This window comes from Bacteroides sp. PHL 2737 (genome assembly GCF_004115325.2).
Classification (GTDB): Bacteria; Bacteroidota; Bacteroidia; order Bacteroidales; family Bacteroidaceae; genus Bacteroides; species Bacteroides hominis.
Window position 1 is genome coordinate 1,638,894 of the sequence record NZ_CP040630.1, and the last position, 18,267, is coordinate 1,657,160.

Here is an 18,267-nt window from a genome sequence, read left to right on the forward strand (position 1 = left end):
GTATTCCAACTAATTAAACTTTGTATGATGTCATCAATTTATATGCTTGTTCAGCTCGTGCCATTTATTGATTTCCGGAAGGATACCCATAGCTATCACTTCATCACGCAGTTTGCATAAGTGAGCGTAGCTCTCTTCCATTTCTTTCTGCTCTTCAGGAGTACCTTGTACTTCTTTATAGCTAACGCCTTCTTTGGTGATGGAAGTTTCCATTGCCATCAGGATGTGGTCGAACTTCTTGTCAGATACATAAGTGCCTGCCGGCCAGCGGAAAGGTTGTCCGCCCATGGCTGCCGCGATCATTTCGATAGACAGATAAGCCGGGCTTTGGAATGAAGAGCGTCCGCGCAGATCAATGATGTGTTTTCCACCTTGAATAACGCGTACTTTCAGATCTTCCCAATCCTGCATAGGCATGCGTGGAGTATCGATAATCTTGGTCAGCGCTTCACCTTGTACTTTAGTGGTAGAAGCAAATACGGCCATCTGTTCTCCGTGGCCGCCATATGTACGGCAGTTTACAATTTCGGATGCGGGGATATGGAGGTACTTCACCAGTTCGTTTTGCAGGCGGGTGCTGTCCAGAGCGGCCAGTGTGGATACCTGTGACGGTTTCAAGCCGGCATAGAGCAGTACAATCAGTCCGGTGATATCGGCAGGATTGAACACTACGACCACATGTTTCACATCCGGGCAATACTGGCGGATATCTTTACCAAACTGGGCTGCGATTTCTGCGTTACCTTTCAACAAGTCTTCACGGGTCATGCCTGCTTTACGGGCAGCACCACCGGATGACACAATGTACTTCGCACCTGATAAAGCTTCTTTGATATCTGAAGTGTAAGTCAGGTTTACGCCTTCGAACGCACAGTGGTACAGCTCCTCGGCTACACCTTCCAAAGCTGGTGCATAAGGATCATACAGACAAATGTTCGGAGTCAGTTTCATCATCAGGGCAGTCTGTGCCATGTTAGAGCCAATCATTCCGGCAGCTCCTACGATCGTAAGTTTTTCGTTGGTTAAGAATTCCATAATTTATATCTTTTTTTAATTCGACAATTGCTTTGTTTCTTGTTTCCGGTGCAAAGATAACTCGTTTAAACGCAGGTTGTTTATCGAAAAAAGTTTTGCGCTATAATGAAAAGTTATCGTCTGCGGATGATAACAAACAGATGCAGCGATATGTTTTTCGACGGCTTATTATTCTTACGTCTGTTTTTTATTTATCTTTGTCACAAACTGAATGAAGATTATGAGTATTGAATTAGGAAAATTCAACCAGCTTGAGGTAGTCAAGCAGGTAGATTTCGGTATGTATCTGGATGGCGGAGAAGAAGGCGAAATTCTGCTGCCTACCCGTTATGTGCCCGAAGATTGTAAGGTGGGAGACTGGTTGAACGTCTTCCTCTATCTGGATAATGAAGAACGGTTGATAGCCACTACGCTGACACCTTTGGTACAAGTAGGCGAGTTTGCGTGTCTGGAGGTATCCTGGGTCAATCAGTTCGGAGCTTTCCTCAATTGGGGACTGATGAAGGACCTGTTTGTCCCTTTCAGTGAGCAGAAGATGAAGATGCAGGTAGGGAATAAATACGTCATTCATGCCTACATTGACGATGAAAGTTTCCGCATCGTAGCTTCAGCCAAGGTAGACCGCTATTTGTCCAAAGAGAAAGCTCCTTATCAGCCGGGCGAAGAGGTGAACATACTTATCTGGCAGAAGACGGATCTTGGGTTTAAGGCGATCATTGAGAATATGTACAGTGGTTTGCTGTATGATAGTGAGATCTTTCAGACCTTACATACGGGCGATACGCTGAAAGCATATATTAAGCAGGTACGCGAAGACGGCAAGATAGACCTGATTCTCCAGAAACCGGGTTTTGAGAAAGTTGATGATTTCTCAAAAACACTTTACCGCTATATTGCAGACCACGGCGGACGGATCGGATTGAATGACAAGAGCCCCGCCGAAGAGATTTACGATGTTTTTGGCGTCAGTAAGAAGACATTCAAGAAAGCCGTTGGCGACTTATATAAGAAACGTCTGATCCTGCTCCACGAAGACGGAATCGAGTTGGTTCGTCCCTAAACTGAATAGGGAAAACCCTACGTATGAATAGACAGAATCATTAGGGTGGGGAGTTTCCTCACCCTATTTTTGTGATATTAAAAACAATAAAAACTAAACGATATGCGAAAAGTAATCATAACCCTTTGTTTCTTGTTCGCTGCATTTATGGCACAAGCCGGAAGAATCAGCGGAATAAATATCCAGAGTGCAGGTGAGGCGATTCTTGTCTTTATGGATGGCGAACAGATATGCACGCCGACAGAGACTTGCTTCATAGCCAACTATTCGGGCAGACACCGCATAGAGGTATATGCCGCGCGCTATATCCCGCGCACCGGACAGAGTGTAAAAGGAGATTTGTTGTTTCAGGAATGGGTGTCAAATCCCGGTATGAACATACGGGATATCCGGGTAGGTAGAGAGGGGCGTCCCGGATACGGATATGATGTGGTGATGAACCGTGCAGAGTTCGACCGCTTTCTGAGAACAGTGAAAGATAAGCCTTTCGATTCTGACCGCAATAAACTGATCGAGACTACGCTTGTCTCTACCGGCTTTACTTCCGATCAATGCCTCCAGTTGGTTAAGTTGTTCAGTTTCGACAGTGAAAAAATAAAGCTGATGCAGGCCATGTATCCGCGGATTGTTGATAAACCGAATTTTTATCTGGTTATTGAGAGTCTGACCTTTCAGTCCGATAAGAATAAGATGAACGAATTTGTGAGAAAATACCATAGTCAACGTAACTAAAACCTATATAAATTATGAAAAAGATACATGTTTCAGCAATACTACTCTTGCTCGTTGTCATGAGTAGTTGTGCCAGCCTGTTGGCAGATTTCAGGAACAGCCAACTGATGGGTATTCAGAAAGGAATGACGCAACAAGAGGTGAAAACCATTCTTGGAGAACCGAACTACAGACGCTTTGATGGTGGCATGGAAGAGTGGGAATATCGCGGGTACCTTTCCAAAGCAGGGCCTTCGGTGATTTGCGTTAACTTTATAGACAACCGTGTCATAGGGCTGGATTCGTTCAAGGACGGTGCACCCACTGTTCCTCCCGCTCCATCTTTCTCTTTAGGTATTGGCGGTACAGTTTCCGCTTCGGAAGTGGGGCATTCCTATAGCTACAGGGCAATGAGAAATGATGAATTTGCCCGCTTCCTGAATGATGCAAAGAGTAAAACATTCGACTCGGACAGGACGGACTTTATCGAAAAAGCAGCGAGTTCTACCGGGTTTACTTCAGAGCAATGCCGTAGACTGATAAAACTTTATAGCTTTGATGATGACCGCACTAAGGTGCTGAAGATACTTTACCCGAGTGTAGTGGATAAAGATAACTTCTCCATAGCAGTAGATGAACTGGACTTCCTGTCGAATCGGAGTACTGTGAAGGATTTTGTGAAGAATTATAATAGAACTAAATAGACTTGAGATATGAAGAAACGAGTACTGATATTCTTTCTGGCCATCGGAATCACTGCTGTAAGTAGTGTGAGCATGGCTGCCATGAGCAATAGCCGCATTCGTAAGGAGACTCGTTTCCTTACCGACAAGATGGCCTATGAATTGAACCTGAGTACGGGACAATATAATGATGTATACGAAATCAATTATGATTTTGTTTACTCCATCCGTTATCTGATGGACGATGTGATGCGGGGAGAAGAGTGGGCGCTCGATAAATACTATCGCACGTTGGATATTCGTAACGATGACTTACGATGGGTGCTGACTGCTTCACAGTATCGGCGTTTTATAGGGGTGGATTATTTCTATCGCCCGATTTACGCCAATGGCGGAGGCTGGAGCTTCCGGGTCTATATCCGGTATACAAACCATAACCACTTCTATTTCGGTAAGCCTTACCACTATAGCAGTTATTGCGGCGGACACTATCGTACGCACTATCATAACAGCTATTATCGCGGACGTTACCGGCATGATTTCTATTCCGGTTCCCACAGCATAAGAGATCACCGGAATTATAACACGCACCGTCGTTCCGATTTCGGTACGGTAACTATACGTCCTAATTCGGCACGGAGAGATGATGTGCGGAGGAATGATGTGCGGAGGGAAAGTTCTGCCTCACGAGATAAAAACAGGGTGACTCCGAGGAGTTCGGCAACTCCCAATAGGGTGACTCCTGAACGTACGGATAGCAGACGCAGTAGTAGCCGGAGCCAGGAGAGGGTGAAGAGTAATAATGGCACCCGAAGTTCAGTCTCTGAGCGTTCTTCTTCAAGCAGACGCAGCAATGGAAATTCTTCTTCAGGCAGTAGCCGTAGTTCTTCTTCCCGCTCGTCGGAAAGAGGGAGCCGGGATAAATAACGTCAGTTCGACGAATTTTATTTGTCTGCATTTCGATCTTCCATCTTCCACCTTTTTGCGTTTATTACTCTAATAATCAAAGAAATATCCGGGTGGAAGATCGCATTTTTCAGCCCTTTATCTTCCACCCGTATCTTCCATCTTCCACCTACTGTTTTAAGGCAAAAATAAGGCGTAAAATGCTGGTCATCAGCCGAAAGATACGCCTTGCTTAAGCAAATACACCTCTTAAAGCATTTCGTTTTCCCTTGTTGTTTAACCGGAAATGGTGCAATCTGCATCCGGTTCCGGGCAGGCGTGCCCATGAGCCCGGGTACACGTGCCCATGAGTCCGTATACCCGGGCTTATAAGCCCGGGTATACGGGACGAGATAAAGATACCGACATGGATGATTAAATATTGATAATTAGATGATTAAATATGAAATAGAATAGAGAAACGATTCATGTGAACTGGTTAAATGAAAGAAAAAGAACCGCTGTCCTCCGGGGGGTAGAGTGGCAGCGGTTCGACGAGTTAACTGGTTTGGTGAGTCGGATTTAGATTTAAAGTCAATTATAAAAGAGAATTTATTATGAAAGATCAAAGTACTATAGCCCGTCTATAATGACAGGCGTTTTGTGATAATGGTTCTTTTTGCATATTTGATTGATCCGGGATATATATTTGGAAGTGGCATACGCCTGGCTTGGTGTACGTTTCAGGCACGAATATTTCACTTTATGAATTTCTAAAAGAAGTTCGGCTACAAAGACAATCATGTCTGCACGTTCTATATGGGAAGGTGAACAGAAACACTCTGCATATTCGTAATCCCGGGTAGAGAGTGTATAATGCAGAATCTTTTTACCTCGCTGAAAAATAAAATCCAACCGATACCAACCGTTTGCGTTGGTTCTGCGCCGGTGGAAAGACAAGATTTTGATAGTAGATTGTTTGCCCATAGCTCAAACGTATATCGGGCAGGGAAAAATGAACGGCCCTGCTGACCCGCTGAACTATATCAATTTCGATGCGAAACAAAGAAATAACATATGCTAACCCATTACGGAATTAGACACGGGGGCAGAGCCGTCTTTATCCTGAAGCTACGGACATATACATGTAATACGCCCGTAGCCAGTTTAAAACAAAGAGATGTATCTCTTAGTTTCGCCAACAAAAAATTGATAATAGTTCACCACAAAGATGGTGATAATTTTTGAATTACCATAGCAAACGGCTAAAAAATGTACAATGAAACACTTTTTGCGGTGGAATTGTTTGCTGAATACCCTTTGTATAGGGGGACTTAACAAAGAAATAACGGTTCTGTGTCGGTAAATGCTCTCTTAGCAGATAAATCAATTAGGATGGGGATGTGTCAAAAGCCTTTTCACACATAGATTATCACAGATTAACAACTTTACTAATCAATGACTTAAAATTCACTCTGTGTCCTCTGTGTCCTCTGTGGTGACTTTCCCCCCTATTCTGCTTTTGGTATCTGATAAATTACTGTATGCTGTCTCTCTCCAAGTCTTTCCTTGCTTCGCCGGTCACATTTATCTCCGGGCGGATACTGTCCGCCGCCGCTTCGCTGATAACTCCCTTTTTTGCCAGTCGTTCGGCTATCAATCGATAATAGCCTTCCAGGTTTTCTTTCAGTTTCATGTCACCGGTGAACGAATTTCGGAAATGCTTGGGCTTCGGAATGATGGATGCCAGGAAGATGGACTCCTCGGCTGTCAGTTGAGACGGGCGTTTTTTAAAGTAGTAGGCAGCAGCCTCCTGTGCTCCGTAGACAAGCGGCCCCCATTCCACTATGTTCAGATATACTTCGTACATCCTGTCTTTGGAAGTGAGACGTTCCGTTTCTATCAGCCAGACGATCAGGGCTTCTTCCAGTTTCCGGGCGATGTTTTTGTTCCGGTTCAGGAATACGTTTTTTACCAGCTGCATGGTGATGGTACTTCCCCCACGGGCAAAACGTTTCACTTTCAGGTCTTGTATCAATGCTTCACGCATGGCATCGGGAAGAAAGCCCCGGTGATAGTAGAAAGCTCCGTCTTCACTTTGCATCACAGACATTTGCAATAGTGGAGAGATGCTGTCCAGTGGCGTGAAATGTTCCCAAGAGGGGCCTATGGGGAAAGTGCGTACCGGCTGTCCGTTTTCGTAAGCCGTATAGATAAACTCTTCCGACATTTTACCAAGGTCTGTGGCTCCGTATTTCACGATGCGGAAGTTTCTCTCTTTTAGTTTCGATTCCAGCTTCAGGCTGTCCGGTAGGGCAAAGTCCACATCCAGCAAGAAATGATAGGACAGTTCGCCGTCCGTCTTTATCCCTTCCAGATTGCTGAATAGTCCTTTGGGGAGTGAGCCGAAAAGTTCGTTTGCCGGAAACCAGGACTTGTTTAAAGCTGCTGTGAAGTGCCATTGGTGTTCTCTCTTCTCAGCTTTCAGATAAGGATGAAGCTGCATCTGGTTGAATTGCACCAAGGTTGTGCTGTCCAGTTCGGCGAACTCTTTACCCACAAGCACCCGGTAGGATATTTGTCCGCGGTCCAGATTGACTGTTTGAGGGGAAAGAGCTTTGTGATACACTTCAAGTCCGTTGACTGCTGCTTGTCCTGTCAGTATAATCTGACCGCTGTTTCCTTCCGATTCAGTCAGGCTATAGGTAAGGGTATCCAAGCGAATGTCCGCACCGAAACGGCGTTTGAGATAGGGGAGGGCGATTTTTTCCTTATGCTGTGCATAAAGTTCGGCTTTTAGCGTGTGGTGGCTTCGGTTTACCTCTCCACAGGTGGTCCAATGTTGGCTTACCGAATCTTCCTGTACTTCGATATCGGAGTTGAAATGGTTTTGCCGTATGCTTAATTGCGGGATGCGGATAGCTACGAAGTTACGGTCTTTCCGTTCGCTGACGTCGACTTGACGCAGTGTTCCGTTTTCGGGTAAGAGACCATAGAGCAGGTTCAGTATCCTGTTCACTCTGTGGGCATAGTCGGCTTGTGCCGAACCGGCCGGTACCTCCTGTTCCTTTTTCAGGAAGAGGAAGTCATAATTTGCTGTGCTGTCTGCTTTGATGAATGAAACTTTCAGCCGGTCGGCGGTTACGTTGCGTACTTCGATCTTTCCGCGTAGCAGTTTCCAGAAGCTGAGGCGCATGTTCAGGGCATGCAGGGTGAGGAGGGTGTCCCGCTTGTCAGGGACTACGGAAAGATTGCTCAGCTCGATTTCGTTCAGCCCTTTCATTCGCAAGGCATCGTAGCGGATGGATAATCCGTATTTTTGTTCGGTGCGCAGTATCCGCTTGCCAACCATTCGGCAGAGAATTCCGTTGCGTCCCCAATATAAACCTGTCAGAACAAGGATCAGGACACTTCCTGTAATGATGAGAGCGATGCTCCCTTTCGTACGATATTTTCCCATTATGATATGTAAACTACGGATTTATCGGCTGCAAAGTTATACAATTCCGGGAGGATGGATGATGCTCTTTCCGGAAAAATATTCTATCTTTGAGAAATCGATCATATGAGATACCGTGAAACAACTACGAACAGATAGACAGACTCTCAATGACTTAGGAGTGATGGAGAGTACGTATGGCGAGAAAACTCTTTTCTCGCTCTTTGACATGACGGAAAGTGACGGAGGAAAGAGGTGTCTGGAAGATTGGGCAACCCATCCCATATCCGATTGGCAGATGCTGCATGAAAGGCAGGAGGCAATCCGGTGTCCGGACTTCCCCGAAATACGTATTTGTCGGGAAGAGCTGGATTTTATAGAGTTTTATCTTAGTCAGGGAGACCGTCCGACAAGGGTTACTTATCTGGAATCTGTTTTATCACGTGCTTTCAGGGTGTTCAGAAGCACTCCCGAACGCTATATCATTCAGAGAGGAACAAAGTTGCTTGAAAACGTCTTGCTGGAACTGAAGATTTTTGCGGATCATGTGACCGAACTTTCTCCCCGGTTAATCCGCAGCATGGTAGCTACTGTCCTGGAGACTTATCAGGCTACGGAGTTGGGCAAAATGGTAGAATCCTGCGGACAGGAGGACGGTTTTTACCGGACCGACCGGCTGGATTATATTTTCCGCTATCGGCGCAACCATACCATTGCTGATCTTCTTTCGATTGTATATCAATTGGATGCCATCCGTACCATGCACCGTACGGCTGTTGCGAAAGGATGGTGTTTTCCTACGTTTACGACCGATGGCAAATTTGTGCTTCGTGACTTTTACCATCCTCAGGTGAAAGATGCGGTGAAGAACGACTGGGATATGGAGCATGGGAATATCTGTATTTTTACAGGATCAAATATGGCCGGTAAATCCACGACCTTGAAAGCGATAGCGTCCGCCGTATGGCTGGCTCATGCCGGATTTCCGGTGCCCGCTTCTTCTATGGTCTGTCCGGTGTTTGATGGTATCTTTACTTCTATCAATCTTCCGGATTCGTTAAGGGATGGGCGCAGTCATTTTTATGCGGAAGTACTCCGGGTGAAAGAGGTGTTGCAACAGATTAATGAAGGTAACCATTGTTTTGTGCTGTTCGACGAATTGTTCAGGGGGACCAATGCACGGGATGCTTTTGAAGCATCGGTAGCCGTGACCGAAGTGCTCAGGGAGAAGGTTCACAGCCGTTTCCTGATATCCACGCATATCATAGAACTGGCCCGGAGGCTGGATGGAGACGATTCTTGTTGCTTTTATTACCTGGAATCTGCCATAACAGATGACGAACTGGTATGTAACCATAAAGTGAAGCCGGGTATTTCGGAGTCCAGGGTCGGATACTGGATTGTGAAGAGAGAACTTGCCGGAATGCAGTAATCGGATATAGAGGGTGTGCCTGGAGCCTGCCACAGCCTGACGGGTTCCCGGCACATCCTCGTGTTATTACTGTATCTTGATTACAATCGGTTTACGGATGTCCGTAACCTTGACTTGCACTACAATTCCGTTTAATTCCTTATCCGGAGTGGCTCTTACCTTTTTACCGTTCACCTGTATGCGGGCTTGTGTCGTGACTCCCGGCAGTTCAATCCGGTAAGCACGTTTCCGGGGCTGCCCTTCATAGGTTCCTTCTGCCGGCGACACGGTGATGATTGTTTGTTCTCCGGTCTTCTGATAGTTGAGGCGGGTGGTGGCATACTTGCCGGCCAGATAATCCTGCGTCAGTCCGTCATCCTCGTACAGGGTGTAAGTGTTGTCCGCTCCCTCTTCTCCCGGATAGCAACGCACGGTCAGTTCGGTGAGCGGGGTGGAGCACATTCTTTCCGTATATGGCTGCATCGGCAGCGGATGGCCTCCTTTGATAAACAAGGGGAATTCGTCCAGTGGGCTTTCTGTCTTTATGACTTGTCCACCCTCTTGTTTCTCGCCGGTGAAGAAGTTATACCAGCTTGTTCCGCCCGGCAGCCAGACTTCTTGTGTGGCTGTTTTCTTCTCTCCTTTGCCTTTTGTAGTGATGGGGGCACCCAGTAAGAGATCTCCGAACAGGAATTGTCCCGGATATTGATAGGCTTTTTCTTCTTCCGGATATTCGATGTACATGCCCCGGTTGAGCGGCAACATATCCGTATGGCACTGGCGGACGGAGGAGTAAATGTAGGGCATCAGCTGCGAGCGCAGGTGATAAATCCTGTGCATGGCCTTTTCTGCCTCTGTCCCCCAAAGCCAGGGGCGGCAGTCGAGTTTCTTGTCATATACCGAGTGGATGCGGAGTGAAGAGTTCAGCAGTCCGAATTGTGTCCAGCGGGTATAGAGTTCCGGATCGGTTCCGTCATAGAATCCACCGAGATCGTGTGCCCAGAAGAAACAGCCCGCATTGCCGCTGGTAGTCGTCAGGTCAACCTCAAAGCGGAGCAAGTCCCAGTTGCCCACGGCATCTCCGGAGAACTGGATCGGATGGCGATGGTCTCCCCAACCTGCCCAACGGCTGAATCCTGCGCCGCGGAGGCGGTTACCGGCCGAGTAGTTATAATAAATGTGGTTCAGCCAGGGAAGGTGTTTCATGTTTGTACCCCGTACCAGCGGATACAGATAATCTTGTTGCCAGTCGAGTCACCAGAATGCTACACCCATGGAGTCGCTTTCCTGATGGGCATGTCTCATGAAGGCATTCATATAATTGCGGTCGCCTGCGTCAAACAAGGGTACGCCGGTTTTCAGCGTATCTGCTCCCAGGTCACGTATGAATGCTTTGTAGCTGTCCTCGTGCGGGCGGATACCGTCGTGCGGATGTTCGTTCAGTACCACGTAAATATGGTCGTCTTTGAAGTCGCTTATCAGCTTCTCCGGTTCCGGAATCAGTTTCCGGTTCCAGCTGTAACCCGTCCAGCCGCGTGTGCCGGCATGTCCGGTTCCCACTTTGGCGTTTTGCGTATGCCATCCCATGTCGAACACCATGATGTCGAGTGGGAAGTCGTGTTCGCGATATTCACGTACCAGTTGACGGTAGTCTTCGTCCGTATAATTCCACCAGCGGCAATACCAGGAACCGTGTACATATTTGCGGGTCATCGGTGACGGACCGCTGACTGCCTGAAGCGATTTCAGGGCTGCCTTGTAGTCATTGCCGTAAACAAACAGATACAAATCCTGTACATGGCTGCGGTCGCGTTCGGTGACCCATCCGTTTTTCAGGATTTCTTTGTCGGTGTCGTTAATCAGGTACCATCCATCGCGGCTCAATAATCCTTCCTGTCGGTCGATGGGGCCGTCTACATCGTCGAGCGTGGTCACCGGTCCCAGCAGGTTCCGGCTTTGGCGGCTGGCTATGTACCAACGCGTCTCTTTGGGTGCGTTTCCGTTTCTGAAGTAGACAAACAGGTTGGTTTGCCCGAAGGGGAATCCGTCGTTGTAGTACTCGATGCGCAGGACGGGGGTGGTCATTACGTAACGGTTGCCCTCTTTTCTCTCCACTTTTACGTCGGTACATCTGGGAGTGCGGTCGACAGCGAAGAGTGTAGAGTCATTCAGGAACTGTCCCTGCTGTGCGTACTCCATACGCACCAGATGGTCGGTGATGAACGTGAACCGGCTGTTGCCTATAACTACCGGATTTGAACAGAAGGACGGCAGGCAGAAGAGTAGCCCGGCTATCCGGAGAATGGTTCGTTGGATGTTTCTCATGTCGTTTTTATTTTCGTTAATTGAACTGTTCAGGCTGTATCTGTATTTTCATTTCATACGAGGAACCCTCGCATACCCGGACGAAGCAGCTTCAATAAGATTCTCCTTTTATGGATTCTGTTCCAGACGCAGGTAATCCAGTGATTTGTTCTTCAGGATAGTGAGTAACATAGCTTGGGGAGAATTTATAATATCAGATTTCAGCTTCTCCCATAGCTTTATCAGGGCTTCGGCAGCGATGTCTTCTGCTGCCTGTTCGTCGTGTACATACGATCTGGCAAACAAGAAAGACTTTCTGTAGTAGAGAGTATGGAGAGCATTAAAACTGTTGATATTTAAGTCGTCCATCCTAATATTCCGTACCTGGGTATTTTTCTGTATTATCTAAATGCGCTGCAAGGTATGAAAAAAAAAGCAAAAGAGGATTAAAAGGTGTGTGTTTTCCTTTTTTCTGATATAAAATGTCCGCTAATGGAAGTGATATGTCCGTTGCTGAACATCTCTTTGTTTTATATATATGCTGATAATTAGATAGTTGTATACTTGGCACATTACTTGTACAGGGATAAACGGGTGAGTTGTCCGGTCGTGGTGTAACTTACTCTTAGATTGTAATTTTGATTGATAAAGGGTGGAATGTGAATTTCGCCCTTTATTTTGTGCGGGCAACAGGGTAAAAAAGATAGGGGGTGTGTCATTATTCACCACAGAGTAACACAGAGTTCCATAGAGAGAACTTAATCTGTTGATAGCTAAGGATATTTATCTGTGCAAACCTGTGTTACTCTGTGGTGAATAATGACACATCCCCCTATCACTTACAATAATAATAACCTCTTTTCTTAATCAATGGGCTGTCCTTTATAGAAGTCCAGTATCTTTGTACGGAACAGATAATCATATTTGGCTTGAATCTGGTCGGACAATGCTTTGGTGAGATTCAGCTTAGATTCATTGTATTCAACCGAAGTTGCTTTTCCATTATCGAATTTCTCACTCATCAGACGGAAAGATTCCCGGTTGGCCTCTACGGCTGATTCGCTTGACTTAAACTTGCTTTCGGCGGCTACAGCATTGTACCATGCTTGTTGGATTTCTTTGTACAGTGCTTTCTTGCTGTTGTCCAATTGCAGTGCCAGATTGGTCTGTTGCAGGCGTGCCGTACGTACGCGGTTGCGGGTAGCCAGACGATTGAATATAGGTATATTCAAACTGAATCCGGCATATTTATTCAGGTTGTTCTTCATTTGATTACCAAAACTTGAACCGGCACTACCGTTTACTGTATAGAAATTCGTACCTAATCCGGCTGAGAAGGATAACTGAGGATAGTAGCTGCTTTTAGCTATACGGATGTTTTTCTCACTACCTTCAAGGCGGTATTGGGCTGCTTTGATACCGGGCTTGTATAACATGGCCTGATTATAAATATCGTCCGGTGAAGTAAGTGGAGAAAACTCCAACTCAGTATCCGGGGCAGCCAATGCGAAGTTCTCCGGAGTTGGCAGTTCAAGCAATTGGCTTAGGTCGAGCAAAGCCAACCGGTAATTGTTATCTGCCTGCACAGCGCTCATTTCGTCTTGTGCAACACGTGCTTTGGCTTCAGCAACCTCGGCAGGAGAGGCTTTTCCTACTTCATGCAAGCGGGTGATACGGTTCAGTTGCTCTTTACTGAGGCCTACCTGGCTCTGGGCCACTTTACTTAGTTCCAGATTAAAGAGTACTTGCAGATAAGCAGAAGTGACATTGATGGCCAGATCCTCTTTCGCTTTATTCAAGTCTTCTATTGCAGCTTTCAGGTTGAGCTTCGTAAGCTCGTACTGATTGGGTAGTTCCAGACCGGTGAATAAGGGAATGTTCGTACCCAGGCTAAAGCTGCTGCTACCGCTGTTAATGTCGTTGTAGGTATTGTCTACGGGTGATGCCGTGCGCCCCCAGCTCCAGTTTTGCGAAGCGCTACCGCTGAGGTTGGGCAGGCGTGCCCATTTGGCTGTGTTTACATCCACCTTGCTTTGTTCGGCTGAATTTGCTGTTTGCTGTACACTGATGTTATGCTCAATGGCATAATCGATACACTGACGTAGAGTCCATCCTTCCTGTGCCTGTGCAGCGTAAGTGGACAGTCCGGTCAGTATCAGTAAATTAATTAATATTTTGTTTCCCATATTATGCGTTGTTGGTGATTCGTATTTTCTTTATACCTCTTTTATATATAAAGGCTTATTTACCTTTCTTTTCCGAAGCTCTCACTTTTTCTTTTCCGGTCAGACCTTCTTTGATTTCCAGTTTGATACCATCGCTCATACCGGTTTTTATTTGGCGACGTTCGAACTTCTGTTCGGGAATGCTATCGGTCATTACCCATACGAACGTGCTGTCACCGCTGAATTCGATTACGCCCTCGGGAACTGCCAAAACTTTCTGTGCGCGTTGCAGCACGATTTCTGCGTTGGCAGAATATCCGGAACGGATCTGTACTGAATCCGGTGCGTGAACGGCCGCTTTAATCTCAAACTGATTGGCTCCGTTTTCTTCCACACCTTTCGGAGAAATGTATTCCAGTTCGGCATCAAATGTAAGATTCTGCAAAGCACCGATCGTCAGTTTCACCGGCATACCTTCATGGATACGTCCAACCTCTGTTTCGTCGATTTTACCTTTGAAAATCAGGTCATTCATGTTAGCTACCGTGGCGATAGTCGTACCGTCATTGAACGTATTGCTCATAATAACGGAGTTACCTACTTTGATAGGTACATCCAGAATCAGTCCGTCGATGGTCGAACGGATCAGTGTGCTACTGAACGATGCACTGTTTTTGGTGATACCCTCTTTGATGATTTCCAATGCATCTTTTGCAGTCTGCAATTCTTCGCGTGCCTTCTTTATATCCACTTCACTCTTCTCGAACTCCTCTTTGCTGATTAGCTTGTCATTATAAAGCTTCTTGATACGTCCGAAGTCGGTCTCTGCCTGAGCTGCACTGATTTCTGCTACACGCACACGGCTTTCGGCTGAGTTTAACTGGCCCAGTTCCGGAATAACTTTCACTTTTGCGATCACTTCACCTTGTCTGATGGTTTGTCCGGCCTCCTTATATACCTCGGATATGATACCGGATATTTGTGGTTTAATAAGTACTTCATCTCGTGGTTCTACTTTACCGGTGGCCACTGTAGTCTTTTCCAGGTCGGCAACTTCCGGGGTGACAGTTTCATATACAGTTGTTTGGGGTTTCGACTTCTGGTACAGGAATATGAATGTCCCAATGAAGATGGCGGCTACCACTACCAGTAATGTGATTTTCAGATACTTTTTCATCTTGTTTTATATTTTGAATTGTTATTTTCTATACTTGACTGTGTCTCTTTTCTGCTTTTTGTGGGGGAGAGGCTGTACTTTATTCATCTCTGATAGCCTCTATCGGACGGATGGCCATTGCTCTGTAAGCCGGTGCCAGCCCGGCCAGTAATCCCAGTGTCACGAGTAACAGGCAGGTTCCGATAGCCATGCCAAAGGAGACCTGGAAGTGAGAATAATGGTCTTTACCGGAGTTAACGCCTATTTCCATCAATTGCAGGATCAATACTCCAAAAGAGATGCCGGCCATGCCTGCTATGGTAGTCAGTACCATACTTTCCGATAAGATCTGTTGCAGAATATCTTTCGGACGGGCACCGATGGCACGTCGTATACCTATTTCCGTGGTTCGTTCCTTTACCGTTACCATCATGATGTTCGATACACCGATGGCGCCGGCCAGCAAAGTACCCAGGCCCACCATCCAGATCAGTACATGGATACCGGTAAACAAATTATCCATCATCGAGAACATGGCTTCCGCATTCAGTTTCATGACTGCCTGCTTATCGTCCGGTGCTATATAGTGTGCTTCTTTTAGGATGCTTTCTATTTCCGGTTCCAGATCGCTTACTTTTTTCCCGGGTTTCACGGTATAGCATATCACATCGATACGTTTTCCCATATTGTAGGCTTGTTGCATGGTACTAAAAGGTAATACAACAGCTTCCGAAGCCCGTCCCTGAATATTTATGTTTCCTTCGGATACACACATACCGATCACCTGGTAATAGATTCCGTCTACCCGTACATACTTTCCACAAGGATCTTCGCCCGGATTGAAAAGGCTTTCGTAAACGCGTTTGCCGATCACGCAGACTTTGCGTCCTTCGCGTACGTCCACATCATTAATGAATCTTCCGTAAGCCATATCCTGATTTTCAATCTTGGCGTAGTCCGGATAGAGCCCCTTTACGCTGCAATCATACTTTTTTTCTCCGAAAATGGCCGTCGAGCCCCAGCGGGCTATCGATGGGGTAATAACATCGATATCTTTTACTTTCTCACGGATTTGTTCTACATCCGAGTTCTCGATATCCCAGTAACGTCCTTTACGGAATCCTTTGTAAGCTTCCCCTGTTTTCTGGGAGCCCATGAATCCCGAGTTGGTGGCAAATCCTTCGAATTCGGCTTGCATCATGTCCTGCATCCCTTGTCCGCCCCCCATCAGGGCTATCAACATGAAGATACCCCAGAATACTCCGAAAGCCGTCAGCAGGCTTCGTGTTTTGTTTCTTGTTATCGTGACGAGGATTTCCTCACACGTGTCTATATCTACTCTCATAATCAATCTGCTCTAAGTGCTTCAATAGGTCTGATACTTACTGCTTTTTTGGCCGGGAAGAATCCTGCCAATGTGCCTGCGATTACCAGGGTTAATGTGGCCTGTATGGCAATACTGATATCTACCGTCGGATTCAGGAATACCGTTTCCGAGAACATTCCCACATCTACGGTTTGTTCTCCGGCCACCTTATTCATCCATTCGGTAGCTGCGATTCCCGCTACCATGCCGATATATCCAAAGAGGGTCGTAATGGTTACACTCTCTACGATAATCAGCCACAGGATGGAGAATGGCTTGGCACCCAATGCCTTGCGGATCCCAAATTCGCGTGTTCTCTCTTTCACTGTGATCAGCATGATATTTGATACACCCACAATGCCACTCAGCAGTGTAAAGACACCGATCACCCAGATGGCCGTGCGCAGGATACCCATGGCATTCTGAGATTGCAGATAGTTGGTAAAGCGGTTCCATATCCATAGTGCACTGTTGTCCGAAGGATCGAAACGATGTTTGGCACCCATCACTTTACGATAGGCTGCTTCAAATGCCTCATTCGATTCCATCGTGGTGAGCCCTTTGGTCGTGAAAGTCAGGTTGTTTAGTTTATCGCCTTTATTGTAAATCACCTGTAGGGTTGAGAAGGGAATATATGCTTCACTGCTTCCCTGGTCACCCGGATCGGTGTAAAGTCCTACTACCTGATAAGAAACTCCACCGGCATTTACGAATTTTCCGATAGGCTCTGTTCGGCTTTTTCCGAAAAGGATCTCAGCCGTTTTGGTATGTAGTACAATTACTTTTCGCCGTTCTTTGAGGTCGATATCATTAATGAACCGTCCCTCTGTCGATTTTACGGATTCCACTTCTGTAAAGTTCGGATATACCCCTTCCAATGAAAGGTTAACGTACTCCTGTCCGTAACTCAGATTCACATTGCTCTGCCATTGACTGGCACCTACGCTGATGATGTTGTCACTGAAATGTTCCATGGTAGCATTCAAGTCTTTGTTATCCAGTTGAATGCGGCGTCCCTCTTTCAGTCCGTCGTAGGGCTTTCCGGTCCATCCCGGATAGATTTTGATGGAGTTCAGTGCTCGTGCGGAGGATGACTTTTCAAAAGCATGGATCAGCCCGTTACCGGCTCCCAATAGCACTATCAGCATGAAAATTCCCCATGCTACGGCAAATCCGGTCAGGAACGTACGAAGTTTGTTCCGTTTGATGGTGCCATATATTTCTTGCCAAATGTCAATCATATTTGTATTTGTTTTTATTTCATATATCCATCCTTGCCGAATGGTGAGGCATCATGATTCTGGTTCTCTTCAATCCGTTCGATAATACCGTCTTTGATGTGAATAATCTTGTCCGTCTGGTTGGCAACTCCGCTTTCGTGGGTTACTACGACAATGGTCATTCCGGTCTTGTGCAGGTCTTTCAGGATTTGCATGACTTCTACTGAAGTTTTGCTGTCCAGTGCACCGGTAGGTTCGTCGGCCAGAATAATCTGAGGCTGTGTAATCAGGGCACGGGCGATGGCTACACGCTGTTTCTGACCGCCGCTCATTTCGTTGGGCATGTGATGTGCCCAGTCTTTGAGCCCCAGTTTGTCGAGGTATTCCATAGCCATTGCGTTCCGCTTTTTCCGGCTTACTCCTTGGTAAAATAGAGGTAGCGCAACGTTTTCTACTGCGTTTTTGAATGAAATCAGGTTAAACGACTGGAAGATGAAACCGATCATCCGGTTGCGGTACTCCGCGGATTTAGTTTCGCTCAGGTTTTTAATCAACACATTGTTGAGGTAATACTCTCCGTCATCGTAATTATCCAGTATACCTAATATATTAAGTAAAGTAGATTTGCCGGAACCTGATGCTCCCATAATGGAAACGAATTCACCCCGCTCGATATCGAGATTGATGCCTTTGAGTACGTGGAGGGGGGCCCCGTTGTTGTAGGTTTTGTTAATGTCTTTTAAGTGTATCACAGTTTCATCTATTTAGTTTCAATTTTCTTATGATTTGTTCTATTAGACGCACGGTTGATACGAAAAGTTGCAAACGAAGT

General features: G+C 46.3%; 13 protein-coding genes and 2 pseudogenes. 5 read left to right on the forward strand and 10 right to left on the reverse strand.

Going from position 1 to position 18,267, the window contains the following annotated elements; translation table 11 throughout:
• Window positions 1-33 precede the first annotated feature (33 nt).
• Window positions 34-1,035, reverse strand: coding sequence for a malate dehydrogenase (locus DBK98_RS06915; protein WP_005778865.1), 1,002 nt, complete (start codon window positions 1,033-1,035; stop codon window positions 34-36).
• A gap of 220 nt (window positions 1,036-1,255) precedes the next feature.
• On the opposite strand from DBK98_RS06915, the gene DBK98_RS06920 reads away from it, so the two are divergent.
• The 4 genes from DBK98_RS06920 (at window position 1,256) to DBK98_RS06935 (ending at window position 4,416) form a co-directional block, all read left to right on the forward strand.
• Complete coding sequence (locus tag DBK98_RS06920; protein ID WP_005778864.1) at window positions 1,256-2,095, forward strand: S1 RNA-binding domain-containing protein; 840 nt, start codon at window positions 1,256-1,258, stop codon at window positions 2,093-2,095.
• Between the two features lie 102 nt (window positions 2,096-2,197).
• Window positions 2,198-2,827: a DUF4476 domain-containing protein gene (locus DBK98_RS06925; protein WP_005778861.1), complete on the forward strand. Its 630-nt coding sequence runs from the start codon at window positions 2,198-2,200 to the stop codon at window positions 2,825-2,827.
• 14 nt (window positions 2,828-2,841) lie between these two features.
• A complete protein-coding gene (locus DBK98_RS06930; protein ID WP_032536157.1) occupies window positions 2,842-3,510 on the forward strand; it encodes a DUF4476 domain-containing protein in 669 nt (222 codons plus the stop codon).
• 9 nt (window positions 3,511-3,519) lie between these two features.
• A complete protein-coding gene (locus DBK98_RS06935; RefSeq protein ID WP_032536156.1) occupies window positions 3,520-4,416 on the forward strand; it encodes a hypothetical protein in 897 nt (298 codons plus the stop codon).
• A 591-nt stretch (window positions 4,417-5,007) separates the two neighbouring features.
• Here the strand turns inward: DBK98_RS06935 and DBK98_RS06940 are convergent.
• Both DBK98_RS06940 and DBK98_RS06945 read right to left on the reverse strand, forming a co-directional pair.
• Window positions 5,008-5,361, reverse strand: a complete 354-nt coding sequence (locus tag DBK98_RS06940; protein ID WP_005778857.1) for a hypothetical protein — start codon at window positions 5,359-5,361, stop codon at window positions 5,008-5,010.
• 550 nt (window positions 5,362-5,911) lie between these two features.
• Window positions 5,912-7,834, reverse strand: coding sequence for a biosynthetic peptidoglycan transglycosylase (locus tag DBK98_RS06945; RefSeq protein ID WP_032536154.1), 1,923 nt, complete (start codon window positions 7,832-7,834; stop codon window positions 5,912-5,914).
• Window positions 7,835-7,997: 163 nt separating this feature from the next.
• Between DBK98_RS06945 and DBK98_RS06950 the strand changes: the two genes are divergently transcribed.
• Entirely contained in the window at window positions 7,998-9,245 is a 1,248-nt protein-coding gene (locus tag DBK98_RS06950; RefSeq protein ID WP_050503191.1) for a MutS family DNA mismatch repair protein, read from the forward strand.
• A 66-nt stretch (window positions 9,246-9,311) separates the two neighbouring features.
• On the opposite strand, the pseudogene DBK98_RS06955 reads toward DBK98_RS06950, so the two are convergent.
• The 7 genes and pseudogenes from DBK98_RS06955 to DBK98_RS06985 all read right to left on the reverse strand — a co-directional run bounded on the left by DBK98_RS06955 (window position 9,312) and on the right by DBK98_RS06985 (window position 18,187).
• Window positions 9,312-11,549: pseudogene (locus DBK98_RS06955) on the reverse strand (TIM-barrel domain-containing protein).
• A 114-nt stretch (window positions 11,550-11,663) separates the two neighbouring features.
• Window positions 11,664-12,049: pseudogene (locus DBK98_RS23595) on the reverse strand (sigma factor); the annotation flags it as partial.
• 342 nt (window positions 12,050-12,391) lie between these two features.
• Window positions 12,392-13,714, reverse strand: coding sequence for a TolC family protein (locus tag DBK98_RS06965; RefSeq protein WP_005778845.1), 1,323 nt, complete (start codon window positions 13,712-13,714; stop codon window positions 12,392-12,394).
• Between the two features lie 55 nt (window positions 13,715-13,769).
• The gene (locus DBK98_RS06970; RefSeq protein WP_005778842.1) at window positions 13,770-14,870 is read right to left on the reverse strand and encodes an efflux RND transporter periplasmic adaptor subunit; all 1,101 of its coding nucleotides are present in this window, start codon (window positions 14,868-14,870) and stop codon (window positions 13,770-13,772) included.
• 79 nt (window positions 14,871-14,949) lie between these two features.
• Complete coding sequence (locus DBK98_RS06975) at window positions 14,950-16,194, reverse strand: ABC transporter permease (protein WP_005778840.1); 1,245 nt, start codon at window positions 16,192-16,194, stop codon at window positions 14,950-14,952.
• A gap of 2 nt (window positions 16,195-16,196) precedes the next feature.
• Window positions 16,197-17,456, reverse strand: a complete 1,260-nt coding sequence (locus DBK98_RS06980) for an ABC transporter permease (RefSeq protein WP_005778838.1) — start codon at window positions 17,454-17,456, stop codon at window positions 16,197-16,199.
• 14 nt (window positions 17,457-17,470) lie between these two features.
• Window positions 17,471-18,187: an ABC transporter ATP-binding protein gene (locus DBK98_RS06985; RefSeq protein WP_005778836.1), complete on the reverse strand. Its 717-nt coding sequence runs from the start codon at window positions 18,185-18,187 to the stop codon at window positions 17,471-17,473.
• Window positions 18,188-18,267: the final 80 nt, after the last annotated feature.

Bases quoted from the DNA above. Each gene is read 5' to 3' on its own strand.
- DBK98_RS06940 (WP_005778857.1), bottom strand. From the start codon at position 5,361: ATGGGCAAACAATCTACTATCAAAATCTTGTCTTTCCACCGGCGCAGA.
- DBK98_RS06975 (WP_005778840.1), bottom strand. From the start codon at position 16,194: ATGAGAGTAGATATAGACACGTGTGAGGAAATCCTCGTCACGATAACA.
- DBK98_RS06945 (WP_032536154.1), bottom strand. From the start codon at position 7,834: ATGGGAAAATATCGTACGAAAGGGAGCATCGCTCTCATCATTACAGGA.
- DBK98_RS06970 (WP_005778842.1), bottom strand. From the start codon at position 14,870: ATGAAAAAGTATCTGAAAATCACATTACTGGTAGTGGTAGCCGCCATC.
- DBK98_RS06950 (WP_050503191.1), top strand. From the start codon at position 7,998: ATGGAGAGTACGTATGGCGAGAAAACTCTTTTCTCGCTCTTTGACATG.
- DBK98_RS06920 (WP_005778864.1), top strand. From the start codon at position 1,256: ATGAGTATTGAATTAGGAAAATTCAACCAGCTTGAGGTAGTCAAGCAG.
- DBK98_RS06980 (WP_005778838.1), bottom strand. From the start codon at position 17,456: ATGATTGACATTTGGCAAGAAATATATGGCACCATCAAACGGAACAAA.
- DBK98_RS06965 (WP_005778845.1), bottom strand. From the start codon at position 13,714: ATGGGAAACAAAATATTAATTAATTTACTGATACTGACCGGACTGTCC.
- DBK98_RS06930 (WP_032536157.1), top strand. From the start codon at position 2,842: ATGAAAAAGATACATGTTTCAGCAATACTACTCTTGCTCGTTGTCATG.
- DBK98_RS06925 (WP_005778861.1), top strand. From the start codon at position 2,198: ATGCGAAAAGTAATCATAACCCTTTGTTTCTTGTTCGCTGCATTTATG.
- DBK98_RS06935 (WP_032536156.1), top strand. From the start codon at position 3,520: ATGAAGAAACGAGTACTGATATTCTTTCTGGCCATCGGAATCACTGCT.
- DBK98_RS06915 (WP_005778865.1), bottom strand. From the start codon at position 1,035: ATGGAATTCTTAACCAACGAAAAACTTACGATCGTAGGAGCTGCCGGA.